The sequence below is a fragment of the Spirosoma luteolum genome, assembly GCF_054778875.1.
On record NZ_BAAGZE010000023.1, the window covers coordinates 516777 to 540974 of the forward strand.

At 56.4% G+C, this 24198-nt stretch carries 23 protein-coding genes; 18 read left to right on the forward strand and 5 right to left on the reverse strand.

The window, feature by feature from the left end:
• The first annotated feature begins 90 nt into the window (after positions 1 to 90).
• Complete coding sequence (locus tag ACYVAC_RS22485) at positions 91 to 1320, forward strand: 4-hydroxy-3-methylbut-2-enyl diphosphate reductase (RefSeq protein WP_461100069.1); 1230 nt, start codon at positions 91 to 93, stop codon at positions 1318 to 1320.
• Here ACYVAC_RS22485 and ACYVAC_RS22490 read toward each other — a convergent pair.
• Both ACYVAC_RS22490 and ACYVAC_RS22495 read right to left on the reverse strand, forming a co-directional pair.
• Positions 1310 to 3028 (reverse strand): glycoside hydrolase family 10 protein, encoded by a 1719-nt coding sequence (locus ACYVAC_RS22490; RefSeq protein ID WP_461100070.1) that lies wholly within the window; start codon positions 3026 to 3028, stop codon positions 1310 to 1312. The genes ACYVAC_RS22485 and ACYVAC_RS22490 overlap by 11 nt on opposite strands.
• Positions 3029 to 3081: 53 nt before the next feature.
• Entirely contained in the window at positions 3082 to 3240 is a 159-nt protein-coding gene (locus ACYVAC_RS22495; RefSeq protein ID WP_461100071.1) for a DUF2256 domain-containing protein, read from the reverse strand.
• 76 nt (positions 3241 to 3316) lie between these two features.
• Here ACYVAC_RS22495 and ACYVAC_RS22500 point away from each other — a divergent pair, with 76 nt between their 5' ends.
• The 3 genes from ACYVAC_RS22500 to ACYVAC_RS22510 all read left to right on the forward strand — a co-directional run bounded on the left by ACYVAC_RS22500 (position 3317) and on the right by ACYVAC_RS22510 (position 5506).
• Positions 3317 to 4525 carry a serine hydrolase domain-containing protein gene (locus tag ACYVAC_RS22500; RefSeq protein ID WP_461100073.1) on the forward strand — a complete coding sequence of 403 codons (1209 nt, stop codon included), beginning with the start codon at positions 3317 to 3319 and terminating at the stop codon, positions 4523 to 4525.
• Between the two features lie 42 nt (positions 4526 to 4567).
• A complete protein-coding gene (locus ACYVAC_RS22505) occupies positions 4568 to 4861 on the forward strand; it encodes a TIGR03643 family protein (protein WP_461100074.1) in 294 nt (97 codons plus the stop codon).
• A gap of 174 nt (positions 4862 to 5035) precedes the next feature.
• The gene (locus tag ACYVAC_RS22510; protein ID WP_461100075.1) at positions 5036 to 5506 is read left to right on the forward strand and encodes an Lrp/AsnC family transcriptional regulator; all 471 of its coding nucleotides are present in this window, start codon (positions 5036 to 5038) and stop codon (positions 5504 to 5506) included.
• Positions 5507 to 5585: 79 nt separating this feature from the next.
• On the opposite strand, the gene ACYVAC_RS22515 is transcribed toward ACYVAC_RS22510, so the two are convergent.
• Positions 5586 to 6809, reverse strand: coding sequence for a tetratricopeptide repeat protein (locus tag ACYVAC_RS22515; RefSeq protein ID WP_461100076.1), 1224 nt, complete (start codon positions 6807 to 6809; stop codon positions 5586 to 5588).
• Positions 6810 to 6983: 174 nt separating this feature from the next.
• On the opposite strand from ACYVAC_RS22515, the gene hpt reads away from it, so the two are divergent.
• Entirely contained in the window at positions 6984 to 7517 is a 534-nt protein-coding gene (hpt, locus tag ACYVAC_RS22520; protein WP_461100077.1) for a hypoxanthine phosphoribosyltransferase, read from the forward strand.
• Here the strand turns inward: hpt and ACYVAC_RS22525 are convergent, their stop codons facing one another.
• Entirely contained in the window at positions 7518 to 8741 is a 1224-nt protein-coding gene (locus tag ACYVAC_RS22525; RefSeq protein WP_461100078.1) for an NADH-quinone oxidoreductase subunit D, read from the reverse strand.
• Between the two features lie 157 nt (positions 8742 to 8898).
• On the opposite strand from ACYVAC_RS22525, the gene rpmG reads away from it, so the two are divergent.
• The 13 genes from rpmG to ACYVAC_RS22590 all read left to right on the forward strand — a co-directional run bounded on the left by rpmG (position 8899) and on the right by ACYVAC_RS22590 (position 22490).
• On the forward strand, positions 8899 to 9084 hold the full coding sequence (gene rpmG / locus ACYVAC_RS22530; RefSeq protein WP_012929817.1) for a 50S ribosomal protein L33: 186 nt from the start codon (positions 8899 to 8901) through the stop codon (positions 9082 to 9084).
• 91 nt (positions 9085 to 9175) lie between these two features.
• Complete coding sequence (locus ACYVAC_RS22535; protein ID WP_461100079.1) at positions 9176 to 9331, forward strand: DUF4295 domain-containing protein; 156 nt, start codon at positions 9176 to 9178, stop codon at positions 9329 to 9331.
• Positions 9332 to 9472: 141 nt separating this feature from the next.
• Complete coding sequence (ftsY, locus tag ACYVAC_RS22540; protein ID WP_461100081.1) at positions 9473 to 10435, forward strand: signal recognition particle-docking protein FtsY; 963 nt, start codon at positions 9473 to 9475, stop codon at positions 10433 to 10435.
• 145 nt (positions 10436 to 10580) lie between these two features.
• The gene (locus ACYVAC_RS22545; protein ID WP_461100082.1) at positions 10581 to 11099 is read left to right on the forward strand and encodes a hypothetical protein; all 519 of its coding nucleotides are present in this window, start codon (positions 10581 to 10583) and stop codon (positions 11097 to 11099) included.
• 3 nt (positions 11100 to 11102) lie between these two features.
• A complete protein-coding gene (rimO, locus tag ACYVAC_RS22550) occupies positions 11103 to 12419 on the forward strand; it encodes a 30S ribosomal protein S12 methylthiotransferase RimO (RefSeq protein ID WP_461100083.1) in 1317 nt (438 codons plus the stop codon).
• 212 nt (positions 12420 to 12631) lie between these two features.
• The gene (gene bshC, locus ACYVAC_RS22555) at positions 12632 to 14182 is read left to right on the forward strand and encodes a bacillithiol biosynthesis cysteine-adding enzyme BshC (protein WP_461100085.1); all 1551 of its coding nucleotides are present in this window, start codon (positions 12632 to 12634) and stop codon (positions 14180 to 14182) included.
• Between the two features lie 2 nt (positions 14183 to 14184).
• Positions 14185 to 14793, forward strand: a complete 609-nt coding sequence (locus ACYVAC_RS22560) for a 5-formyltetrahydrofolate cyclo-ligase (RefSeq protein ID WP_461100086.1) — start codon at positions 14185 to 14187, stop codon at positions 14791 to 14793.
• Between the two features lie 229 nt (positions 14794 to 15022).
• Positions 15023 to 16036, forward strand: a complete 1014-nt coding sequence (locus ACYVAC_RS22565; RefSeq protein ID WP_461100087.1) for an aspartate-semialdehyde dehydrogenase — start codon at positions 15023 to 15025, stop codon at positions 16034 to 16036.
• 91 nt (positions 16037 to 16127) lie between these two features.
• Positions 16128 to 16904 carry an ABC transporter ATP-binding protein gene (locus ACYVAC_RS22570; protein ID WP_461100088.1) on the forward strand — a complete coding sequence of 259 codons (777 nt, stop codon included), beginning with the start codon at positions 16128 to 16130 and terminating at the stop codon, positions 16902 to 16904.
• A 6-nt stretch (positions 16905 to 16910) separates the two neighbouring features.
• A complete protein-coding gene (locus ACYVAC_RS22575; RefSeq protein WP_461100089.1) occupies positions 16911 to 18578 on the forward strand; it encodes a hypothetical protein in 1668 nt (555 codons plus the stop codon).
• A 184-nt stretch (positions 18579 to 18762) separates the two neighbouring features.
• Positions 18763 to 21639: a carbamoyl-phosphate synthase large subunit gene (carB, locus tag ACYVAC_RS22580; protein WP_461100090.1), complete on the forward strand. Its 2877-nt coding sequence runs from the start codon at positions 18763 to 18765 to the stop codon at positions 21637 to 21639.
• A 119-nt stretch (positions 21640 to 21758) separates the two neighbouring features.
• The gene (locus ACYVAC_RS22585; RefSeq protein ID WP_461100091.1) at positions 21759 to 21974 is read left to right on the forward strand and encodes a hypothetical protein; all 216 of its coding nucleotides are present in this window, start codon (positions 21759 to 21761) and stop codon (positions 21972 to 21974) included.
• A gap of 84 nt (positions 21975 to 22058) precedes the next feature.
• Complete coding sequence (locus ACYVAC_RS22590) at positions 22059 to 22490, forward strand: putative toxin-antitoxin system toxin component, PIN family (protein WP_461100092.1); 432 nt, start codon at positions 22059 to 22061, stop codon at positions 22488 to 22490.
• Positions 22491 to 22631: 141 nt separating this feature from the next.
• Here ACYVAC_RS22590 and ACYVAC_RS22595 read toward each other — a convergent pair whose 3' ends face one another.
• Positions 22632 to 24158, reverse strand: a complete 1527-nt coding sequence (locus ACYVAC_RS22595; RefSeq protein ID WP_461100093.1) for a DUF4394 domain-containing protein — start codon at positions 24156 to 24158, stop codon at positions 22632 to 22634.
• Positions 24159 to 24198 lie beyond the last annotated feature (40 nt).

A 24198-nucleotide genomic window follows, 5' to 3' on the forward strand; every position in this document is an offset into this window, starting at 1 on the left:
GCCCCAACGAGAACGAAGGGGGCGGCCGGATTGTTGATTCTGTGGGGCTGCGTACCTTTGCCCCACTAGCTGGCCGAGTCCCGACAGACCATGAAATCGTTCGACATTCCCGAGTACTACCGGAGCCGTATCATTACCCCGCTGAAAGAGTTTCGGCGCAAACGCGATAAACTCAAACGCGACTTCACGCCTACCGAGCTCGACTTTGGGTCAGTTCGGTTTCTGATTGCCCGGCACTTCGGCTTTTGTTACGGCGTCGAAAACGCGGTGGAGATTGCCTACAAAGCCATCGCCGAAAATTCCGACAAGCGTATCTTCCTGTTGAGCGAGATGATCCATAATCCCGACGTCAACGCCGATCTGCAGGCGCGCGGGGTGCGGTTTATCATGGATACGGCTGGCCGACAACTGCTGCCCTGGTCGGAACTTCACCCCGACGATGTGGTTATTATTCCGGCCTTTGGCACCACCCTCGAAACGCAGCAGCAACTGGCGCAGATTGGGCTCGACGTGGCTCGCTACGATACTACCTGCCCGTTTGTGGAGAAAGTCTGGAACAAAGCCAGTCAGATTGGTAAGAAAGATTATACGGTTGTAGTACACGGGAAGCCCAGCCACGAAGAAACCCGGGCTACGTTCTCGCACAGCAAGGAAGGCGCGCCGACCGTTGTTGTGAAAGATATGAAACAGGCCCAACGCTTGGCGCTGTACATCACCGGAACGCTCCCGCCCGAGCAGTTCTACGCCGAGTTTGCCGGCCAGTTTTCGACTGGCTTCGATCCACAACGCGACCTCACCCGCATTGGCGTAGTGAACCAGACAACCATGCTGGCCTCCGACACGCAGGGCATTGCCGACTACCTGCGGCAGGTCATGATCAGTCATTACGCACTGACACCCGACCAGGTCGATGCGCACTTTGCCAATACCCGCGACACGCTCTGTTACGCAACCAACGACAACCAGGATGCTACCTACGCGTTACTGACGCACCCGGCCGACTTTGCCGTTGTGGCCGGCGGTTACAACTCGTCGAATACCGCCCACCTGGTCGACCTGTGTGCCGAGAAACTGCCTACTTACTTCATTGAATCGGTCGAGAAAATTCTGTCGCCCGAGCTGATCCGGCATTTCGACAGTGCGACGAAGCAGGAAATTGTGACGGAGCACTTTATGCCCGATCACCACCCGGTCACGATTCTGCTGACGTGCGGAGCCTCCTGCCCCGATGCGGTGGTTGAAGGCATTCTGTTGCGACTGGTCAGCTTCTTTCCGGATGCCCGCCCGCTCGATGAGGTGATGGGGGCGTTTAGTGCCTGACCCGGATGATGGCCTCGCGGCTTTCGTTGTTGAGCCGATCGATTGCCGTCACGACATAAATGTATTTCTTACCGGGCTGGGCCGTTTTGTCGACAAAGCGGGTACCTGTGCTACCGATGCAGCGCCCCACGATACAGCGTGGATCGTTGAGCCGTATGTGTGAACGGGGCCCATCGAACCGATACACCAGATACGCGTTGGCTTCGTCGCCGTCAAGCGCGGGGGCTGGCTCGTGCCAGTAGAGTTCGATACCGTCGGGCGTATCGGCGGCCTGCACATCGCGCGGTGGCAGGGGCGGAATACTGTCGAGCCAGGGCATGGCCGGTACCAGCGCCGGATGTCGGTAAAAGTTGGTTTGCAGTGAGTCGCGGAACGCCATTGGATTCAGCTGCAGGTTTTTGGCACTGAACAGCACACTGCCCTGCACACCGGGGCGCTGCCGGTTGAACCGCATCTGCTCCGGAAACTCGGTGTAGCGCCCCCAGCCCGGATCGCGCTCCGACCCGCGGCCCACCCGGTAAGCGCCCTGCCCGATATAGAGGTGGCAGGTAGGCGTCAGGTTACGCGTCCACCAGTCGACCAGGGTTTTGTAGGGCGCCCGGCCAAATTCGGTGCTGAAATAAACCTGCGGCACAATATAGTCCATCAGCCCTTCGCGCATCCACAGCCGTGTGTCGGCATAGTTGTCGTAGTACGATTGTCCCCCGTCGGTTTCCGAGCCGGCCGGATCGCTTCGTTTGTTTTTCCAGATGCCAAACGGGCTTATGCCGAACTTGACCCAGGGTTTGTTGGCACGGATCGAATCGCGCAGTTCCCGAATCAGCCGGGTCACGTTGTCGCGTCGCCAGTCCTGTTTGGTCATGCCGTTGAAATTACGCTGGTACGTACTATCGTCGCGCAGCGTCTGACCGGCTACTGCGTAGGGGTAGAAATAATCGTCGAAGTGAATACCGTCGACATCGTATTCCCGCACCACGTTGGCCACGATACCGGCAATGTAGGAGCGCACCGCCGGTATTCCCAGATTGAACAGCTTCCGGCCGCCGTATTCCAGCATCCACTCCGGTTTTCGATAAACGATATTGGTCGGTGCCACACTGGCTGATTTGCTGAACGTAGCCCGGTCGAGGTTAAACCAGGCATGAAATTCCAACCCCCGCAGGTGCGCCTGCTCGATCATAAATTCGGTAGGGTCGTAGAAGGGTTCGGGGGCCAGCCCCTGCTGACCCGTCAGCCACTCCGACCAGGGCTCTGAACTCTTGGCATAGAATGCATCGGCAGCCGACCGGATCTGCACGATTACAGCGTTGAGGCCCATCTGCTGATGCATATCGAACATCGACACGATCTCGCGCTGCTGGTCCACTACGGGAAGACCTTTCCGGCTGGGCCAGTCGATGTTGTCGACCGTAGCAACCCACACCGCCCTGAATTCGCGTTTGGGGGGCACTGGTGCCTGACCAGCCGCATCGGTATCCAGCGGAGCCGACTCGGGAATCACGGTGATGGGTGGCGCTGGCTTCGGCGCTGGCTGCTTGGGCGTTGCGGGGCGACCCCCTACGGAGGGGGATGTTGGCGGGGCGCCGGGCGGGCGGGCCGGGCCAGGGCGAGCGGCCGGCGGTCGACGAACCACCACCGGCTGCGGACGCCGACAGCTATCGATCAGGAGAACCAGAAAAAGAAAGGAAAGGCAGCGGAGAAAGCGCATTGAAGGCAGGGTTAATCGCCAAAAATAACGATAGGGATGCACACCCCTATTGCCTACGCACTCGTTTTTTGTCGCTTACTCTGGGCCCGACAGGCATCGCTGCAGTAGACAACCTCATCCCAGTTGCGCTCCCATTTCTTCCGCCAGGCAAAGGGCCGGTTACAGACGGGGCACAATTTTGTGGGCAAATCTGCCTTCTTTCGCATTTTCATACCAGCAAAACACGCGGCTTTACGCTTTGGTTTTCGCTGGTTTCAACCAATAGCTGCCTCTTTTTTTACGCTGTTCATGTTTCGTTTCTGTATCACGTTGATCCTGTTAGGCTGTGTCCTGGCAGGGCGGGCTCAGCATCAGCCCGATACCCTTACGCAACACCTTCAGGCGCGCTATCGGGCGTCGCGACTGCCCGGTTTCGCCGTTGCTCTGATCAATGCCGACAGCGTCTGGTACGAACACGGATTCGGCTGGGCCGATCGGGAAAACAAACGGCCCTACACGGCCGCCACCATTCAGAGTGTTGGCTCTGTGAGCAAAACCCTGATCGGCGTCGCGCTGATGCAGTGCGTCGAGAAAGGGCTTTTTACACTCGATACGCCCATCAATTCGTTGCTGCCGTTTCGGGTTGTGAACCCGCATTACCCGACCGACACCATTCGGGTGCGTCATCTGGCCACGCATACATCGGGCCTTGTCGACAATGAGCGGACCTATCTGCAGACCTACCTTATGGCGCCCCGGGGCGGCACAGTACCGATTAGCCAGCTAAAGGGGTACGACCGATCCGGTCGGTATAAACAGGAAACGCTGCGCTCGTTCTTAGCGTCGTGCCTGAGCCCCGGCGGAAGTCGCTACGGCCCGCAACAATTTGCCCCTACCCATCCTGGTCAGGCTTATGCCTATACCAACATGGGTGCTGCGCTGGCCGCACTGATCGTGGAGACGCAGACAAACCAGTCATACGCCGACTATACCCGACAGCATATTCTGCTACCCGCCGGTATGACGCATTCAGCCTGGTCGGGCGTCGACATTGACCCGCGCCTGCAGGCCAAAGCTTATTCCAGTGAGCAGCGTAGCTACCCGTCATATACGTCGATCACGTATCCCGATGGTAATCTGCGTACATCCTGCCACGAACTGGCCCGGTATCTGCGCCTGATTTTGGCCAACCGTGCTGGCGGTACGGGCCTGCTAACGCCGTCAGGCATACAGGCTGTGCTGGCCCCTCAGTTCGAAGGCACTTCGTTGCCCAGCGGTCTGCCAGCCCGCGAGTCGAACGCCGGGCTGTTCTGGATCATTCGCAGCAATGGCCTCATTGGCCACACGGGCAGTGACCCCGGCGCAACAGCTTTCCTCTTTTTTGATCCGCAGACAGGGCTGGGCCGACTGCTAATGACCAACATCGACATCGACACCGATCCTGAACTGACGAAGCAGTTTGTCATGATCTGGAATCTGCTCGGGCAGGCCGGGCAGCAGCTCGTCCCAAAAAAGTAACCGGCAGGCTAACCACCAGCCCCTACGGGTTGTTAGGACTGTATGCAGCAAAAACCCGATGCCCCTGTCCTGAGCGACGATGATATTGACCGGATAATTGAAATGGCCTGGGAAGACCGGACGCCCTTCGACGCCATTGAAGCCCAGTTTGGCCTTGCCGAACAGGGCGTTATCGAATTGATGCGTCGGTCGTTGAAGCCGGCCTCGTGGCGACTCTGGCGCGCCCGTGTGCAGGGCCGGGCCACCAAACATGCGGCCCGCTCGGCCGTCGATGATGCCCGCTTTCGCTCGAACCAGCAACGCACAGTGACGCATAACAAGATAACCAAACGATAAATCTAGCGTTTGGCGTACGCCAGATTTCCCGTAGTTTTGTGCCGTTTTAGGTACGGAAAAGCAAACGATTGTTTCGCCTTTTGCAGGAAACCAATATGTTTTTAGATTTTTTCCTAGGAAAGATAAGTATCTTGCACCGAACTGAAACAGCCACCTCAACAGATCGCTTCGTTTATGTCGAGCCAAAAGTTAGATCAGATAGACCGTAATGTGCTAGAGATCTTACAGTCCAACGCAAAAATCACCAACGCCCAGCTTTCGAAGGAAATCGGGCTTTCGCCTGCTCCCACACTGGAACGCGTAAAGAAACTTGAAACTTCAGGTATCATTCAGAGCTACCACGCGCAGCTCAATCGCGATAAAGTCAACCTCGGTGTTACTACGTTTGTCATGGTAACGCTGGTGGGCCACAAGAAAGACACGACCATGTCGTTTGTCGATCAGGTCAACAAAATCCCCGAAATCATCGAGTGTCATCACATCACGGGTTCGGGCGATTTTCTGCTCAAAGTTGTTTCGCGCGATATCTCGACCTATCAGGCCCTGATGCTGGACGTAATCAACGAAATCAACGAAGTCGCCAATACCCAGACGATGGTTATTATGTCGACGTTCAAGGAAAGTAAGGTGTTGCCCATTCCCTGAGGCTCTTGTTCCTCACGAAAAAGGCCATGCGCCCGGTAAATCCGTAGCGCATGGCCTTTTTTTCGTAGCTACGACCGGGTTAACCCTGTTCCCGGCGCTTGCGTCGCTCGTCCCGTCTCGACTTTTTACCTTCGTCGATCAGCTTCCTGGCATCTTTATACTGACTCGACTTCCGCTCTGCCTTGTCGATCACTTCTTTAAAGTAAGTCTGCGCCAGGTCATAATTTTTTTCTTCGTTGGCAATCTTACCCAGCGCCAGCACCGACGACCAGTAATAACCGGCATTGGTCGAGTTAGTCTGTTTAGCAAAATCAATCGACTTCTGGTAGTTCTCCTTGGCGACCGCGTTGTTGTGGTAGAAGTGCTGATTGATGTAGGCCAGAATATAAGCCGCTGTCCGGCCGCTCACGGCCTCATAACCCGATTGTGTGCGTCCAATCTTTTCCAGCATATCTTTCGATAACCGCTCGGCTTCGGCCAGCTTACCCACCACAAACGCCGACCGGACGTAATACCGCTCGAAGAATGGATTGTCGGGGTACTGCTCCCACATGTATTTTGCCATGTCGTACGCTTTGTCGTACTGATTTTCCATACTGTAAATCTGCAGCAGGAAGTAGCGGGCCTCCACCCGGGTGTAAAACGCACTGTTGGCCGTTTTCTCCAACTGCTTGATACCGGTCTGCTTGTTGCCCTTAGGGAAGAACATCAGAATTGGTTTCAGCAGCGGATAGTTCTCCGGAATCCATTGGGCGTAATAGTTGTACATTCCATCACCGAACAGCAGTTCCGGGCTGAAATCGGCGTTGCCCTTGCACTTGTTGAAGTATTTAAGCGCATTCTTACCCGCCAGCGTGGCCTTGGCCCATTGCTTCCGCTCTGAGTACAGCCGCCCCTTGAAGGCATAAGCCGCAGCCAGAAAAAAAGCCGGTTCCAGCTTGTTCTCGCTGCTTTCGTACAGGTTTTCGGCCAGGTTGATCGTCGAATCCATGTACATCAGGCAGCGGTCGTCGTAGTCGGTAACCTCGGTATTGGGCACAATTTTCCACCACTCGGCCAGCCCCATCAGAAAGTAAGGCATCGGGTGCTTCGGATAACGGAGCCGCAGCCAGCGAAACTCTTTGTCCGCTTCGTAGAACTTGTAATTGTACATCTGATTGATGGCCTCGGCCGATTCAATCTGCACGCCGGGATGCTTGAGCAACCCGTCATATTTCTTGTCGAAGGCAGACGGGTCGTAGAGTTGCGCCTGCGCCAGCAGGGCCAAACCCGTCAACCATACCGTCAACATCAGTTTTCTCATGCGTGTGTGTGCGTGGGCTTATGCCCCTGATTAGCTGTAGAACAGGCCGTTTATGGCCGGCCTATGGTATGAACGTAAACGGTCGGCACTCCGTTTGCCCGGGCGTCTTTTTCGCCTTTTTTTTGTCGGCATCGCCCCCCCGGCCTTATCTTTGGCCTTCGCCGACACTTCAGTATGACCGTTAAAGACAAAACTTTCGTTCCCTTTATCAGCGCCGATGCCCTGCAACAGCGGATCAGCGAACTGGCCGATCAGATCAACCAGCAGTATGCCGACCGGCAGCCGCTGATTGTTGTGGTACTCAACGGGGCGTTCCTGTTTGCGGCCGATCTGATGAAACGACTCACTATCCCCTGTGAGATTACGTTTATCCGGGTAGCCTCCTACACGGCCACCCAGTCGAGCGGAACGCTGAAGGAAATTCTGGGGCTTAACGAATCGGTCGAAGGACGGGATCTGATTGTGATCGAAGACATCGTTGATACAGGCCTGACCATTGCCGAAGTGTGCCGGCAACTGGGCGAAAAACAGCCCGCATCGATTGCCATTGCTACGCTGCTCTTCAAGCCACAGGCACTGGTCAACCCCGTCGAACTGCACTATGTCGGGTTCGAGATCGAGAACCGCTTCGTGCTGGGCTACGGCCTCGATTACGACGGCTTTGGTCGTAACACACCCGATATTCTGGTGCTCGACGCTGTCGACTAGTTACCGGTCGACTTCGCCCATCACAATATCCGTTGAACCGATAATGGCCACCAGGTCGGCCAGCATGGCCCCTTTGCTGATTTCACCGATTACCGACAGGTTGTGGAACGAGCAGGCGCGGGCCTTGCAGCGCACCGGTACGTCGGACCGGCCATCGGTTCGGAAGAAGAAACCCAGCTCGCCTTTGGCGCTTTCGGCCCGGGCGTAAAAATCCATGGCTTTGGGCCGTATCTTTTTGGGCACTACCGCCTGCGGATCGTAGTCGCGAGTGCGCCGGTAGTCGCCCAGCAACCGATCGAGACATTGCTCGATAATCCGCAGCGACTCGTGGCACTCCTGCACCCTGACGTAGTTACGGTCCCAGCAGTCGCCTACGGTTCCCATCAGTCCCTCACCGATTGGTATGTCGAAGTCGAGTTCCGGATAGACCGAATACCCATCGACCCGGCGCAAATCGTAGCGCAGGCCTGAGCCGCGCAACACGGGCCCTGTGCATCCGTAGTTGATGGCAACGGGCAACGGCAACACGCCCACGTTGGCCGTACGCTTCACAAAAATCTGGTTATCGATGACGAGCTGCTGCAGTTCGGTCAGTTTGGGCTTAACGTAGGTCACAAACTCCCGGCATCGCTCTTCGAACCCAACGGGCAGGTCGTAGAACAAGCCACCGATCCAGATGTAATTGTACAGCATGCGGGCGCCACTGAGCCATTCGAGCAGGCGCAGAATATGCTCCCGGTCATGCATCAGCCACAGCATGGGCGTGTAGGCACCAATATCAAGCGCATATGTACCGATCCCGACAAAGTGCGACGCCAGACGGTTCAGCTCGGCAACCAGCACCCGGATATACTCGGTCCGTTTGGGTATGTCGCCCTGAATACCCAGCATCCGTTCGACACCCATTACAAAGGCATGTTCGCCGTTCATGGCTGCCAGGTAGTCGAGCCGGTCGACAAACGGAATGGTCTGGTTGAAGGGCAGCGATTCGGCGTGTTTTTCGAAGCAGCGGTGCAGATAACCCAGGTGCGGCACCACATCCACGACGATTTCGCCATCGGTGATTACTTCGAGTTTCAGCACCCCGTGGGTAGAGGGGTGCTGCGGTCCCATATTCAGCAACATCTCCCCTTCGGCAAGCGTTTCGGGCTGATGCAGATTGGGTTCCGACGCCCGGAAATGGCCGGGCGCATAGTCATACTGTATGGTACGAGGGGTTGTCACGCCGGTAAAGGTCGGTAGTGAGGCCAAGAAAAACCAGCGAATTGACCTGAACCAGGCCTTAACCCCTTACAGATCATTACTTTTTCTAAAAATGCCGCTTGCCGAAACTATTTATTTTTGTACCTTTGCGCTCCTTATCGAGAAAACGAACTAAGCAATGGCAAAGAAAGGCGCCAATAGAATCCAGGTTATTCTGGAGTGCACCGAGCAAAAAGACAGCGGTGTTCCCGGCATGTCCCGGTACATCACGACGAAGAACCGGAAAAATACGCCGGCCCGGATCGAACGGAAGAAGTACAATCCGTTCCTGAAGAAAGTTACGTTGCACAAAGAGATCAAGTAAGTAGGTAGGGGGCGGAGACAGGGGCAGCTTACCAGCAGCCAGCCTGATACACCGTATACCCGCTACTGTAGACTGTAAACCATAGACTGTCATGGCAAAAAAGGTAGTTGCAACCCTGAAAACGAAGGACAACGGCAAGGCATTCGCCAAGATCATCAAAGCCGTTAAGTCGCCTAAAACCGGCGCTTACACCTTCAAGGAAGAAATGGTTCCGGTTGATGACGTACAGTCGGCCCTGAAAGCCTAGTCCGTTATTGACTCACCGCACGAGGACATCCAGACGTCCCACCGCCTGACCGGCCCGGTGGGACGTTTTTTGTTATAGCTTTGTTAGCGATCGTTGGCCAACAGAGGCTGGCCCACACGCACTAACCCAATCCATTCCCCAATGGCTTTATTTGGTTTTTTCTCAAAGGAAAAGAAAGAAACGCTCGACAAGGGCCTGGAAAAAACAAAGGATAGTTTTTTCTCGAAACTGGGCCGGGCAGTTGTGGGCAAATCAACCGTCGACGAAGATGTGCTCGACGAAATTGAGAACGTACTGGTATCATCGGACGTGGGCGTTGAGACGACGGTTAAAATCATTCAGCGGATCGAAGCCCGCGTAGCCCGCGATAAATACATCAACACCGACGAGTTGGACCGAATCCTGCGCGAAGAAATCGCCGGGCTCCTTTCCGACACCGACGTGACCAGTGCGTCCGACCGCGACGATTTCGCAATTCCGGCCGGTAAGAAGCCTTACGTGATCATGGTTGTCGGCGTCAATGGCGTGGGCAAAACCACAACCATTGGCAAACTGGCAGCTCAGTTTCACAAGCGTGGCAAGCAGGTAGTGCTGGGCGCCGGTGATACGTTCCGGGCAGCGGCCGTCGATCAGCTCAAGCTGTGGGGCGACCGGGTTGGCGTACCCGTTATTTCGCACGGCATGAATACCGACCCCTCGGCCGTTGCGTTCGACGCGGTTAAGAAAGCCACCGAAATGAACGCCGATGTAGTGATTATCGATACCGCCGGCCGACTGCACAACAAGGTGAATCTGATGAACGAGCTGACCAAGATCAAGCGCGTGATGCAGAAGTTCACGCCCGACGCGCCCCACGAGGTGCTGCTGGTGCTCGATGGCTCGACCGGGCAAAACGCCTTCATTCAGGCCACCGAGTTTACCAAAGCCACCGAGGTTACGGCGCTGGCCATCACCAAGCTCGACGGAACAGCCAAGGGTGGCGTGGTCATCGGTATCTCCGATCAGTTTAAGATTCCGGTCAAGTACATTGGCGTGGGTGAGAAAATCGACGATCTGCAGACGTTCAATAAGATGGAGTTTGTCGATTCGTTCTTTAAGAAATAAGCATACCAGCGTTCTCATTGCCTTTGTAACCCCCGTGGATAGCTATCAGCGGACATCATCACGCTGAAGCCTAAGACAGCTAAAAGGGGAAATTAGGCCTGAAATCAGCAGGCCGAACGCTGCTTAACCGTTGTCAACGCAACCTATGCGCCGTAACACTGCTCCCGCCTGTCGCACCCGCTGGGCCTGCACGGCCTCGGCCTGGATCATTCTGCTGGGCCTGTTGCTGGGCCTTGTCAACATGGTGTCGGCCCAGAAGCCGGCGCGCCGGAAACCCGCATCGATCCGGCAGGGTATCTGCGGCAAGGTCGTTGAGAAACGGGGCAACCAGATGCCCGGCCCCGACCGGTCCGTATCGGCAGGGCAACCGGTCGAACGCGAGGTACTTATTTTTCCACTGCTCAACCTGAGTCAGGTTGAAGCCGGGTCTGGCGGATTCATCAACTCGGTGGGCCAGGCCAAACCCGTGCTGACCGTTCGGTCGGGAAAAGACGGGTCGTTCTGCGCCAAACTGCCGGTTGGTCGGTACAGCGTACTCGTTCGCGAGCCCAACGGCCTGTATGCCAATCTGTCGGATACACAAAACAATATCAACCCAATCCGGGTGGAACGGAACCGCCGGAGCACACTCACCGTTGAGATTACGCATCAGGCGGTGTATTAATACATGAAAACCAAAGGAGTACAAACCAATAAGATCAATATCGTTACGCTCGGATGCTCGAAGAATCTGGTGGATTCGGAGGTGCTGTTGACGCAGCTCAGGGGCAACGGCATGAACGTAACGCATGAGTCGAAGAAGGACGATGCCAACATTGTGGTCATCAACACCTGCGGCTTTATCGACAACGCGAAGGAAGAGTCGATCAACACCATTCTGCGCTATACCGATGCAAAAGAAGCCGGTCTGGTCGACAAGGTGTATGTGACGGGCTGCCTTTCACACCGGTATAAAGACGAGCTGGAAGTTGAGATGCCTACCGTTGATGCCTGGTTCGGCACCAACGAACTGCCCCGCATGCTCAAAACCCTCCGGGCCGACTATAAGCACGAACTGGTGGGCGAGCGGCTGCTGACAACGCCGGCGCACTTTGCTTACCTCAAAATTGCTGAAGGCTGCGACCGGCCCTGCTCGTTCTGTGCCATTCCGCTCATGCGCGGGGGCCACGTCTCGCGCCCGATCGACGAACTGGTTACCGAAGCCAGGTCGCTGGCCCGCCGGGGTACCAAGGAACTGATCCTGATCGCCCAGGACCTGACTTACTACGGGCTCGACATCTACCGGAAACGGAACCTTTCGGACCTCATCAACCGGCTTGCCGATGTCGAAGGCATCGACTGGATTCGGCTGCAGTATGCCTACCCCTCGGGCTTTCCGCTGGACGTGCTCGACGTGATCCGCGACCGCGACAACGTGTGCAAGTACCTCGACATGCCCCTGCAAACGGGTTCGACCGAGATGCTCAAACTTATGCGTCGGGGCATTACACGTCCTAAAACCGAAGAGCTGGTACAGACCATTCGGGAACGCGTGCCGGGCATTACCCTGCGCACTACCCTGATTGTGGGTCACCCCGGCGAAACCGATGCTATGTTCGACGAAACGTACGACTTTGTGGAGCGGATGCGCTTCGACCGGATGGGCGTATTCACGTATTCACACGAAGACGATACCCATTCGTTTACCATGCCCGACGATGTGCCGGCCAAGGTGAAGCAGGAACGCGCCGATGAACTGATGGAGCTGCAACAGGGCATTTCGGAAGAGCTGAACCAGCAGAAGGTGGGCAACACCTACAAAGTCCTGTTCGACAGAAAAGAGGGTGGTTATTTTATCGGCCGCACCGAAGCCGATTCGCCCGAGGTAGACAACGAAGTACTGGTATCGGCCAGCACGCAGTATGTGCGGATGGGCGACTTTGCCCACGTAAAAATCGATCGTGCCGAGGAGTTCGACCTCTATGGTACGGTGGTTCAGCCTTAATCATAACCCAGTGGCGAAGGGGGCAACTACACCCCCTGGCTGGCGAATCAGCTGCTGATTTCCGGCTGGTCGTTTACCGCTAGCTGGCAGCGTGAGGCCGGTATTGACGCGCCGGCTGACTCCTGTACTGCACAGGCAGTAACAGCGAACCCGCAAGGCTACGAACCTTGCGGGTTTTTCTGTTGTTGCCCCCTGTAAAACGCAACGCCTGCATGGACTGTCAGTACCTGCCCCTCGCATCGACGAGCCAGTTTTCCCCGCTTTTTCTCGACTATATTGCCCAGAAAGACAGTCTGAAACCGTTTTACAACCAATATCCTGACCGGGCCGCCTTTGCCCGGCAGATCGAGGAAAAAAAAGTCGACGCGGCCACCCGGCAGGTACTGGTCGATACGCTCGACCGGCAGTACGCAGCCATTGCTAATAAACCCGACTTTTCGGTGCTGCTCGACCCCAAAACCTTTACGGTTACGACGGGGCACCAGCTCAATATCTTTACGGGTCCGCTTTATATCATCTATAAGCTGATTACGACCATCAACCTGGCGCGTGAACTCCAGCAGGCCTATCCCGACCACCGGTTTGTGCCGGTATACTGGATGGCCACCGAAGACCACGATTTCGCCGAGATCAACCACGTTTCGCTGTCGGGCAAGTCGTACGTCTGGGAAACGGAACAGGCCGGAGCCGTTGGCCGTATGAATCCGCAGGAACTGAAGCAACTCTTTGCCCAGATTCCCGAAAAGCTGCGGCTTTTCGAAGAAGCTTATCTGCAACACAATACCCTGGCCGACGCCGTTCGCTACTACGTAAACGAGCTGTTTGGTGCCGATGGGCTCGTTTGCCTGGATGCCGATGATGCCGCCCTGAAACGGGTGTTTGCGCCCATCATGCGCGACGACCTGCTGCAGCAAACCGCCGGTCGACTGGTCGACGAGCGTACGGCCGAACTGTCGGCGCTGGGCTACAAAACGGTGATTGCCCCCCGCGCTATCAACCTGTTTTATCTCGATGATCAGCTACGGGAGCGTCTTGAGCGTCTCGACGACGGCACCTACCGGGTGCTGCACACCAAACTTCGGTTTACGGAAGCCGAACTACTGGCGCTGCTCGACGAACACCCCGAGCGGTTTAGTCCCAATGTGGTGCTGCGGCCGCTGTATCAGGAAACGATTCTGCCCAACCTGGCCTACATCGGTGGCCCGTCGGAAGTACCTTACTGGTTGCAGCTCAAGGGCGTGTTCGACCAGTACAAGACCCCGTTTCCGGTGCTGATGCCGCGTAACTTCGCCCTGTATGTGCCACGGGTCAGCGCCCGGCGTGTGCATAAGCTGGGCCTGACGCCAGAGGAACTGTTCAAAGATGATCTGACCCTCAAACGCGAATTTGTCGACCACCACACGCGGCATAGTCTTTCGTTCGATAACGAGAACAAGTTGGTCAACAAGGGACTCGATGCCCTGCTGCACAAAGCCATGATGGTCGATCCGACGCTGGAGAAAGCGGTGCTGGCCGAAACTAAGCGCTTTGCCAACGCCGTGGTGCGGCTGCAGAAGAAAATGCGCCGGGCCGAAGAGCGGAATCAGGAAACAGGGCTGCGGCAGCTGATGGCGGTCAAAGACGAACTGTTCCCGAACGGGGGGCCGCAGGAACGCACGGAGAACTACCTGACCTTCGCGCTCAACGACGCATCGTTTCTCTCAAAAATGCAGGCGGCTTTCGATCCGTTCGATTTCCGGATGTATATCTGCCTGGAAGCCTGACCATGCTGCCCGAGGAGCCCGCTGCCGTTACCAAAGCAGGCCTGCGTACCTGGTTTCTGGCTGCCCGACGCAGCCTGACCCCGGCTGAGGTTGCCGGGCGCAGCGCGTTGCTGACCCATCATTTTTTCACCTACACGCGTACACTGCTCCAGCACCCCGCGCTGTTGCATGTGTTTCTGCCCATCAAGCAGCACCATGAGGTGAACACCTGGCCCCTGATCCATACAATCTGGCGGGAATGGCCCCAGGTACAAGTAGTAGTATCGGTAACGGGTATCCAGACCGGTCTGCTTACGCACTACGCCCTCACGCCCGATACCCCCCTGACGCAAAACCGATGGGGTATTCCGGAGCCATCGGGCAATGCGCTGGTGACCATTGCGCCCCGGCACATCGATCTGGTGCTGGTACCTTTGCTGGCCTTCGATCGCCGTGGCCACCGCGTTGGCTATGGTAAAGGCTATTACGACCGCTTTCTGGCCAGCTGCCGCCCCGACTGCGCACGGATAGGCTTATCGCTCTTCCCCCCCATCGATCACATCGCCGATGTCGAACCGACCGACATCCCCCTGACGGCCTGCCTGACGCCGGCCAGGATCGTGACGTTTTGATTCTTACTGCTTACCCTATCGTCTTACCTATTGGGTAGCTCGCCTATCAACTAGCCGATTCCACGTTCAGCCGGCGCGTTTGCGTTTATGACAACGTCGTCACATTGGGGTAAAAATCCGCTGGAAAACAGGACGGTAGGCATGTTAAGTTTTTTAGGCTGTTTTTCACATCCGCGCGTTTTTAACCGTACTTTTGCCCCCAATTCCGTAATTAATTGTTAAAATCAGTATGAAAATCGCAGTCGTAGGCGCTACTGGCTTAGTCGGTAGCGAAATCCTGAAGGTGCTGGCCGAACGCAACTTCCCCGTTTCCGAACTCATTCCCGTTGCGTCCGAGCGGTCGGTTGGTAAACAGGTCGAGTTCAAGGGTAAATCGTACACGGTCGTTAGCTTCGAGGATGCCATTGCGGCCAAGCCTGCCGTTGCGATTTTTTCGGCTGGTGGCAGCACCTCGCTCGCCCTGGCCCCCCGCTTCGCCGAAGCCGGCATCACCGTTGTCGATAACTCGTCGGCCTGGCGCATGGACCCAACTAAAAAGCTGGTGGTGCCCGAAATCAACGCCGACACCCTGACACCGGCCGATAAGATCATTGCCAACCCCAACTGTTCGACCATTCAGATGGTGGTGGCCCTGAAGCCGCTGCACGATCGCTACAAAGCCAAGCGCATTGTGGTGTCGACCTACCAGTCGGTAACGGGCACGGGCAAAGCCGCCGTCGATCAGCTGTTTGCCGAGCGGGCCGGCAACAAAGACGCCGATAAGGTGTATCCGCACCCCATCGACCTCAACGTGCTGCCCCATATCGACGTATTCCTCGATAATGGCTACACCAAAGAGGAAATGAAGATGGTAAACGAGACGAAGAAGATTATGGGCGATGAGTCGATTCAGGTAACGGCCACCACGGTGCGCATCCCGACCATCGGGGGCCACTCGGAAGCGGTCAACGTTGAATTCGAAAACGAATTCGAACTGGCCGACGTCATCGAACTGCTCAGCAACGCCGATGGTGTTATCGTGCAGGACGATCCGAAAAACTTCCTGTACCCGATGCCCCTCACCGCCCACGGCAAAGATGAAGTCTTTGTGGGCCGGATTCGGCGCGACGAAACGCAGCCTAAAACGCTGAACATGTGGATTGTGGCCGATAACCTCCGCAAGGGAGCCGCCACCAACGCCGTTCAGATTGCCGAATACCTGATGAAACACAACCTGGTTGACGTTACGGAGACGGTTGCCTAACCAGCCGATCCCGCTTGTATCCGATGGTCCCGTCTGGCTTGCTGCCGGGCGGGACTTTTTCGTACCTTTCGGTACACTGACCCCTTGCTGCGTGACTACCCCTCCGGTTATCGAGATTCAAAACCTGACTAAATCCTACGGCGACACCCTGATTCTGAAAGGCATTGACCTGCGCGTCGATGCCGGCCAGGTAGTGGGCTATATCGGCCCAAACGGCGCGGGCAAATCCACCACGCTGAAAGTACTCATCGGCATGCTGCCCGACTTTGGCGGTTCGGCCACGGTGCTGGGCATGGATGTGCGCACCCAGGCGCTCGACATCAAGCGCCGGATCGGGTACGTACCCGAAAACGCGGCTCTCTACGACTCGCTGACGCCACTCGAATACCTGCAGTTTATCGGGCAGCTCTACGACCTCGACCCAACTCAGATCGACCGCAAGGCGCTCGAGCTACTCCGGCTTTTTCAGCTTAGCGACCACGCCAACGCCCGCATGACCACCTTCTCGAAGGGAATGCGGCAAAAAGTACTGCTCATTGCGGGGCTGCTGCACAACCCCGACGTAGTGTTTCTAGACGAGCCCCTGTCAGGCCTCGACGCCAACGCGGTGGTGCTGGTGAAAGAAATTATCCGGCAGCTGGCCAACAGTGGCAAAACCATTTTCTACAGCTCGCACATTATGGACGTGGTCGAGAAAATTTCCGACCGCATCATCATCATCAGCCAGGGCCAGATTCTGGCCGACGGCACCTTTGCCGAGCTGCAGCACCAGCGGCCCGAATCGCTCGAGCAGCTTTTTGCCGAAATGACCGGCAGCGATGGCCAGACCGACGTGGCCGGGGCGTTTATTCAGACCCTGATCGACTAACCAACCATGATGGCAATTCTGGTAGCCCTGATCGACCGGCTGGCCCCCCTGTTCCGGCTGGCGGGTGTCGACGTACCGCAGCTGCGCGCCATTGTGCGGGTAAAGCTATTGATGGACAACCGGCGCAGCTACACCACGCTGGGCCGATACGGTAAGAAGTCGGGCGAGCGCAACAATACCTTTCTGTGGGTGCTGCTGTTCTACACCCTGTTTGGTGGGCTGTTTGCCGTGGCTACGCTCAGTTTTGTGGAGCCGGATACCCTGTTTCTGCCGCTTACGCTGGAGTTTTCGTACGTGATGGCCCTCTGCGCCATGACCCTTATCTCCGACTTCTCGTCGATCATCCTCGACTCGTCTGACAATCAGATCATACTGCCTCGCCCCGTCAGCAGCCGTACGCTGTGGGTAGCCCGGGTTGTGCACATTTCGGTTTACCTCTTTTCAATCGCGCTGGCCGCCAGTCTGGGCGGTATCCTTGTGCTCGGCATCCGGTTTGGCGTGGGTATTGGCCTGCTATGCCTGCTCATGAGTTTGCTGTCGGTTATGCTTACGGTGTTTCTGACCAACCTACTGTACCTGGGGCTGATGCAGTTTATAGGAGAAGAGCGGCTGCGCGAGGTTATCAACTACACGCAGATCGTCATGGCCATTGCCTTCTACGGGGGCTACCAGCTACTGCCCCAGCTGATGCCAAAGCTGGGGAGCAATACGGCCGTGATGGCGCATCAGCCATGGCATCTGCTGGTGCCGCCTATGTGGATGGCCGGCGCCATCGAAGCCGTGATGCTGCGCTGGTTCGACCAGACCCACCTGCTGATGCTTGGCCTGTCTGTGCTGATGCCGTTTGGTGGGTTGTGGTTCATGAATCGGTTTCTGACGGGCTCATTCAGCCACAAACTCAGTAGCCTCGACCAGGACAGCCGGCCAGCTGCCAGCCCGGCCGTTGACCCGACGACACCGGCGACACCGTCGCTGGTGAACCGACTGGCGGGCTGGGCAACAAGCGCCCCGCTCGAGCGGGCTGCCTTTCTGTTTGTATGGCGCATTACGAGCCGCGACCGCAAGTTCAAGCTCAAGACCTACCCGCAACTGGGCTTCGGGCTGGCCTACACCGTTATCATGTCGTACAATTATTCGAAGCTGGGCAGTTCATCACATTTCTACCTGTTTGCCCTCTACTTTGCGGGCCTCTACGGCATGGTAGCCCAGTATCAGCTATCGGCATCCGACAACTTTCGGGCGTCGTGGCTATACGGGTCAGCGCCCATCCGGCAACCGGGCTTCGTGCTGCTTGGCGCGGTCAAAGCCGTGGTCGTGAAGCTCCTGACGCCGTTCTACATGCTACTGTCGGTTTATATTCTGTACCGCTACGGGCTGGAACGCAGCAGCGATGTGGTACTGGCTTACCTGAACATCCTGAACATGGTGCTGGCATCGGCCCTGCTGTCGCAGCGGCACATGCCCTTTTCGGTGGCCGTCGATGCCGTAAATCAGAGCAATACCGGCCGGGGCCTTATTCTGATGGTGGTTCTGAGCGCCATCGGTGGCATCCATTACGCCCTGTCACTTATTCCGTACGGCGTGTGGGCCGGTATTCCGCTGGCTGCGCTGACGCTGTGGCTACTGGCCAACCGCTACCGGCAGAGCCGCTGGGATCAGATCACGATGGCCTAGCGAACCAGATGCGGCAACAGGCCGTGCAGGGTTTTGCAGGCTTTGGCTTGTCATTCCCCCCGACATGGTCTACTTTTGCAGGATTTTTAGCCCCCCTCCAACGGTCTGAAAGTCATCGTACTGTCGAATACAACCGTTCATCGTACAATCTCCTATTGTACATTTTTCATTGTCCTGCTGAAAAATGCCAAAAAACGCCAACATCCGCTCGGTTCTGATTATCGGCTCCGGCCCCATCGTCATCGGTCAGGCTTGTGAGTTTGACTATGCTGGTTCGCAGGCCGCCCGGTCCATTCGCGACGAGGGTATCGAGGTCTCGCTGATCAACTCCAACCCGGCTACCATCATGACCGATCCGATCAACGCGGATCATGTCTACCTGCTGCCGCTGGAGAAAAAGTCGATTGTCGAGATTCTGAAGAAGCACCAGGAGATGGGCCGCCCCATCGACGCCGTACTGCCAACCATGGGCGGGCAAACGGCACTCAACCTGGCCATCGACTGCGACAAGGCCGGTATCTGGGAGAAGTACAACGTACAGATCATCGGGGTCGACATCAAGGCCATCGAGACAACCGAAGACCGGGAAAAATTCAGGCTGCTGATGCTGCAGCTGGGCGCCGGGGTCTGCAAAGGCCGCACGGCCCGGTCGTTTCTGGAGGGTAAGGAGATTGCCCAGGAAATCGGCTTCCCGCTTGTTATTCGCCCCTCGTTTACGCTGGGCGGTACGGGTGGTGGCTTCGTGAACACCCCCGAAGAATTCGATAAGGCGCTGACCAACGGGTTACATGCGTCGCCCGTTCACGAGGTGCTGGTTGAGCAAAGCGTGATGGGCTGGAAAGAGTACGAGCTGGAGCTGCTGCGGGACAATAACGGCAACTTCATCATCATCTGCTCTATCGAGAACTTCGATCCGATGGGTATTCACACCGGCGACTCCATCACGGTGGCGCCGGCCATGACCCTGCCCGACACGCTCTATCAGAAAATGCGCGATCTGGCCATCCGGGTTATGGCGGGTATCGGCCAGTTTGCGGGTGGCTGTAACATCCAGTTCTCGGTAAACCCCCAGACCGACGATATCATCGTGATCGAGGTGAACCCGCGGGTAAGCCGGTCATCGGCCCTGGCGTCGAAAGCAACGGGTTACCCCATCGCCAAAATTGCCGCCAAAATGGCCGTTGGCTACAACCTCGACGAGCTGATCAACCCGATCACGGGCACCACCTCCGCTTTCTTCGAGCCAGCCATCGACTACGTAATCGTAAAAGTGCCGCGCTGGAACTTCGACAAGTTTCCCGGTGCCGACCGCTCGCTGGGCCTGCAGATGAAATCGGTAGGCGAAGCCATGGGTATCGGCCGCAACTTCCAGGAAGCCCTCCAGAAAGCCTGTCAGAGTCTGGAAATCCGGCGCAACGGCCTCGGCGCCGATGGCCGCGAGCTGACCGATATGGCCGCGCTGAAGCAAAGCCTGGCTCACCCCAGCTGGAACCGTTTGTTCCACATCTACGACGCCTTCAAGGCCGGGATGTCGTTCCGGACCATTCAGCAGCTGACCCGCATCGATCCCTGGTTCCTGCACCAGATTGAAGAGCTGATCGAGCTGGAGCGCGAAATTCAGCAGTACGACCTCGACGACCTGCCGCCCGAGCTGCTGCGCACCGCCAAGCAAAAAGGCTATGCCGACCGGCAGCTGGCGCATATTCTGCAGGTACGCGAAAGCAAGATTTACGACTACCGCCAGCGCCACAACATCCGTCGGGTGTTCAAGTGTGTAGATACCTGTGCGGCCGAGTTCGAGGCCAGAACGCCCTACTACTATTCGACTTTCAACAACCAGCTGCCCATCACGCTCGACCGGCCCGAACCCGTTTCGGACTTGCCCGGCAACGAGTCGATCCGCAGCAACCGCAAAAAAGTGGTGGTGCTGGGCTCCGGCCCCAACCGGATTGGGCAGGGTATCGAGTTCGATTACTCGTGCGTACACGGGGTACTGGCCGCCAAAGAAGCCGGCTACGAAACCATTATGATCAACTGCAATCCGGAGACGGTTTCGACCGACCCCGACATTGCCGATAAACTGTATTTCGAGCCTGTTTTCTGGGAGCATGTGCATGCCATTATCATGCACGAGCAACCCGAAGGGGTAATAGTACAGTTGGGTGGCCAGACCGCCCTGAAAATGGCCGAGAAGCTGACACGCTACGGGATCAAAATTATCGGTACGAGTTGGGAAGCGCTCGATCTGGCCGAAGATCGGGGCCATTTCTCGGCCATGCTCCGCCAACTCGATATTCCGTACCCGAAATTCGGTACGGTGCGCGAATCAGAAGCGGCTATCGAGCTCTCGCGCGAACTGGGCTTCCCGCTGCTGGTGCGCCCCAGCTACGTACTGGGCGGGCAGAACATGAAGATCGTCATCAACGAAAACGAGCTGGAGCAGCATGTGATGAAGATTCTGCAGGATATCCCCGACAACAACATTCTGCTCGACCACTTCCTCGAAAACGCCATCGAAGCCGAAGCCGACGCTATCTGCGACGGCGAAGATGTATACATCATCGGCATCATGGAGCACATCGAGCCAGCCGGTATCCACTCGGGCGACTCTTACGCCGTGCTGCCCACGTTCGACCTGAGCGACAACGTGATCCGCCAGATCGAAGAACACACGAAGAAGATCGCCGTAGCGCTGAAAACCGTCGGCCTGATCAACATTCAGTTCGCTATCAAGGACGAGGTTGTCTACATCATCGAAGCAAACCCCCGCGCCAGCCGCACGGTGCCGTTTATCTGCAAAGCCTACCAGGAACCTTATGTGAACTACGCCACGAAGGTGATGCTGGGCGACAAGAAGGTGAAGGATTTCAACTTCAAACCCGTCAAAAAGGGTTACGCCATCAAGATTCCCGTGTTCTCGTTCAGCAAGTTCCCTAATGTGAACAAGGAACTGGGACCAGAGATGAAATCAACGGGCGAAGGCATCTACTTTATCGACGATCTGCACGACGACTTCTTCCAGAAGGTCTATGCCGAGCGCAATCTCTACCTGAGCCGGTAAAACTATTTCTTGTCCGCATAAAACAGTTGTGCCACCCCAATATGGGGTGGCACAACTGTTTTATTGCAGTTTGCGTTTAAAGAATAGATATTCGTGTATCTGCAAAGAGATAAAGCACTATGACTGTTGTCGCTGTTGAACTGGATGATAAAGTAGCCACTGATCTTAAGGAGGTGGCATCCTCATTACAAACGCCAGAAGCAGACCTGGTTCGAAAGGCGATCAGTAATTATTTGAGACAGCTACGCATGGATCGGATTCAGCAGGAATCACAACCTCACATAGAAGCAGCAGGCTTCCTCACCGACGATGATATCTATACGGAAGTATCATAAAATTTAGTATAGGTTTTTGCTGTCTGTCGTCCCCCCCTTTATAGTCGATACCGTGCTTAGTTTTGCGAAGCGTAACAGCAAGATATGAACGGCAAAATACCGTCTGCGGCCAAACTGGTTTTTGATACGAATGTCTTGATTTCTGCTTTCGTTTTCAGAGGTAAAGCAAGAATTGTGTATCAGTATTGTGTTGAACGATATAGCGTATTTACAACCGAATGGCTGTTAGACGAACTCCAGCGTGTATTGAGCAGGCCTAAGTTCGGCTTACCAGTACCGATACAATATGCCATTCTTGATCAGGTAAGAGCAGACGCGCAACTCGTTTACCCATTTAACGAACTGCCTACCCATAGTGTCGACCCCGACGATAATTATGTGTTGCAGGCAGCCCTTTTTGTTGATGCCAATTTTCTTATAACTGGCGATACCAGGCATCTGCTTCCGCTGGAACAAATCGGGAGTACTCTTATAGTCAGTCCTACCGATTTTTACGATCGGTTTGTTGTCTATTAGGAATGGGGTCACCTACATAATCGAAGCAAACGGCCTCGCTGCTCAGAAGCAGCGAGGCCGTTTTTATTAACGTTTACAGGCAGACAGACCCGCCCTGCCGAGGCAAAGCGGGTCTGTTTGTGTGCGAAAAGACCGGGTTTCCTAGAAGCCCAGACCCAGTGCGAAACCGCGCAGGGTGGGGTTGCCAGGCAGCGACGATACCATCGTGGCGGCACCCGAACTCAGGTTGATCGTGTAGATACCCGTGGCACCACCGGTCGTGCGCAGCAGGGCGTAAGCCGTGCCCGACGTACCGCCAATGTCGAAGCCGTTGTTGCCTTCGATCTGAAGACCCAGCGAGCCGACGGCAACCAGCGTGCCGTTGTTCGGCGGATCCTGCCGATACAGCATGGCGTTGCCGGTGCGGGTGTCGATATCATACAGCACGGTGCTTGTAGCAGCTGCAAAGTTATTCGTGTAGGCAGCGCCCGTTACGTTCGGCACATCAGGGTTGAGGTTACCGTCCGTAGCGGCCACCGTACCGAGGTCGGGGTGCAGACGCAGGTTCTGACCAGTATTGGTTACGAGCCGGATCCGATCGACGGTGGGGTTGAAGTCGAAGCCATAGTCATTGCCGTTGATGGCCGGCGTGAAGGGCCCCGAGCCAACGGCCGTAGCGGCACCGTTAGCCGTGTTGATCGTATAGATCCGGCTACTGCTGCCAATGGCGTACAGCTGACCGTTGGCCGGCCGGAAGTCGAGACCACCGATCGTTTCACCCATTTGCAGACCCGTGAGCGCCTTCATGATCGGTGCGGGGTTCATTGGGTTGAAGATATACAGCATGTTCGAACCATCGACAGCGTAAGCCACAGGCTCCGTCGGAATGGCCAGGCCAATGATGTTACCAGGCAGGTCGCCCAGTTTCTGCAGCCGGCCCGTGGTCAGGTTTACCTGTTGCAGTTCTGAACGGCCATTGAACCGCACAGCTGCAATGGCATTGCCATCCGGTGCAATATCGAAGCCAGCTGCACCGGTGATGTCGAGGCCCAGCGAGCCCACTTCAACCAGTGTACCGTTGTTTGGCGGATCCTGCTTGTAGAGTTTATCGTTGGTTGGGTCGATATCATACAGGGTGGTCGTGGTCACACCCGCCCGGTTGTTGGTGTAAGCTACTTCCGAGATGGTAGCCCCGGGGGCACCGTTGATCGCGCCATCCGTTGCTACGACAGCGCCGTTTTCTGGATTCAGGCGCAGATCCTGACCTGCGTTGGTAACCAGCCGCAGCCGGTCGACCGTCGGGTTGAAGTCGATACCAACGATCGAACCGTTGATGGCCGGTGTAAACTGAAGACCCAGCGGCCGTGCAACGCCCGTGTTGGGGTTGATGACGTACAGACGGCTGGTGTTGCCCAGCCCGTAGAGCTGCCCCGTAGCCGGCCGGAAATCGATCGACAGCAGCTGCTCGCCCGGCTGCATACCCGTAACGGCTACCGTTGCCTGGGGGGTAGATGTAGCGCGGACGCTGAAGCGCATCAGCTGGTTGGCATCATTGATGGCGTAGAACTGCGCATCGGGAAGCGAAGTCGGGTCGGGCGACAGCCGGTGGTCAGTGCAGGACTCGAGTCCGAACATAGCCCCCAGGGCCAGTAAACCCGCCGATAAGCGGAGAGAGGTACGGGTAAGCATACAGTTGAGTTTAAATGGTATCCAGGTTTCGCTTGCGCGA

What these genes read in the sequence shown, in the direction of transcription:
- ACYVAC_RS22485 (WP_461100069.1), top strand. Translation starts at nt 91, where the DNA reads ATGAAATCGTTCGACATTCCCGAGTACTACCGGAGCCGTATCATTACC.
- ACYVAC_RS22490 (WP_461100070.1), bottom strand. Translation starts at nt 3,028, where the DNA reads ATGCGCTTTCTCCGCTGCCTTTCCTTTCTTTTTCTGGTTCTCCTGATC.
- ACYVAC_RS22495 (WP_461100071.1), bottom strand. Translation starts at nt 3,240, where the DNA reads ATGAAAATGCGAAAGAAGGCAGATTTGCCCACAAAATTGTGCCCCGTC.
- ACYVAC_RS22500 (WP_461100073.1), top strand. Translation starts at nt 3,317, where the DNA reads ATGTTTCGTTTCTGTATCACGTTGATCCTGTTAGGCTGTGTCCTGGCA.
- ACYVAC_RS22505 (WP_461100074.1), top strand. Translation starts at nt 4,568, where the DNA reads ATGCAGCAAAAACCCGATGCCCCTGTCCTGAGCGACGATGATATTGAC.
- ACYVAC_RS22510 (WP_461100075.1), top strand. Translation starts at nt 5,036, where the DNA reads ATGTCGAGCCAAAAGTTAGATCAGATAGACCGTAATGTGCTAGAGATC.
- ACYVAC_RS22515 (WP_461100076.1), bottom strand. Translation starts at nt 6,809, where the DNA reads ATGAGAAAACTGATGTTGACGGTATGGTTGACGGGTTTGGCCCTGCTG.
- hpt (WP_461100077.1), top strand. Translation starts at nt 6,984, where the DNA reads ATGACCGTTAAAGACAAAACTTTCGTTCCCTTTATCAGCGCCGATGCC.
- rpmG (WP_012929817.1), top strand. Translation starts at nt 8,899, where the DNA reads ATGGCAAAGAAAGGCGCCAATAGAATCCAGGTTATTCTGGAGTGCACC.
- ACYVAC_RS22535 (WP_461100079.1), top strand. Translation starts at nt 9,176, where the DNA reads ATGGCAAAAAAGGTAGTTGCAACCCTGAAAACGAAGGACAACGGCAAG.
- ftsY (WP_461100081.1), top strand. Translation starts at nt 9,473, where the DNA reads ATGGCTTTATTTGGTTTTTTCTCAAAGGAAAAGAAAGAAACGCTCGAC.
- ACYVAC_RS22545 (WP_461100082.1), top strand. Translation starts at nt 10,581, where the DNA reads ATGCGCCGTAACACTGCTCCCGCCTGTCGCACCCGCTGGGCCTGCACG.
- rimO (WP_461100083.1), top strand. Translation starts at nt 11,103, where the DNA reads ATGAAAACCAAAGGAGTACAAACCAATAAGATCAATATCGTTACGCTC.
- bshC (WP_461100085.1), top strand. Translation starts at nt 12,632, where the DNA reads ATGGACTGTCAGTACCTGCCCCTCGCATCGACGAGCCAGTTTTCCCCG.
- ACYVAC_RS22560 (WP_461100086.1), top strand. Translation starts at nt 14,185, where the DNA reads ATGCTGCCCGAGGAGCCCGCTGCCGTTACCAAAGCAGGCCTGCGTACC.
- ACYVAC_RS22565 (WP_461100087.1), top strand. Translation starts at nt 15,023, where the DNA reads ATGAAAATCGCAGTCGTAGGCGCTACTGGCTTAGTCGGTAGCGAAATC.
- ACYVAC_RS22575 (WP_461100089.1), top strand. Translation starts at nt 16,911, where the DNA reads ATGATGGCAATTCTGGTAGCCCTGATCGACCGGCTGGCCCCCCTGTTC.
- carB (WP_461100090.1), top strand. Translation starts at nt 18,763, where the DNA reads ATGCCAAAAAACGCCAACATCCGCTCGGTTCTGATTATCGGCTCCGGC.
- ACYVAC_RS22585 (WP_461100091.1), top strand. Translation starts at nt 21,759, where the DNA reads ATGACTGTTGTCGCTGTTGAACTGGATGATAAAGTAGCCACTGATCTT.
- ACYVAC_RS22590 (WP_461100092.1), top strand. Translation starts at nt 22,059, where the DNA reads ATGAACGGCAAAATACCGTCTGCGGCCAAACTGGTTTTTGATACGAAT.
- ACYVAC_RS22595 (WP_461100093.1), bottom strand. Translation starts at nt 24,158, where the DNA reads ATGCTTACCCGTACCTCTCTCCGCTTATCGGCGGGTTTACTGGCCCTG.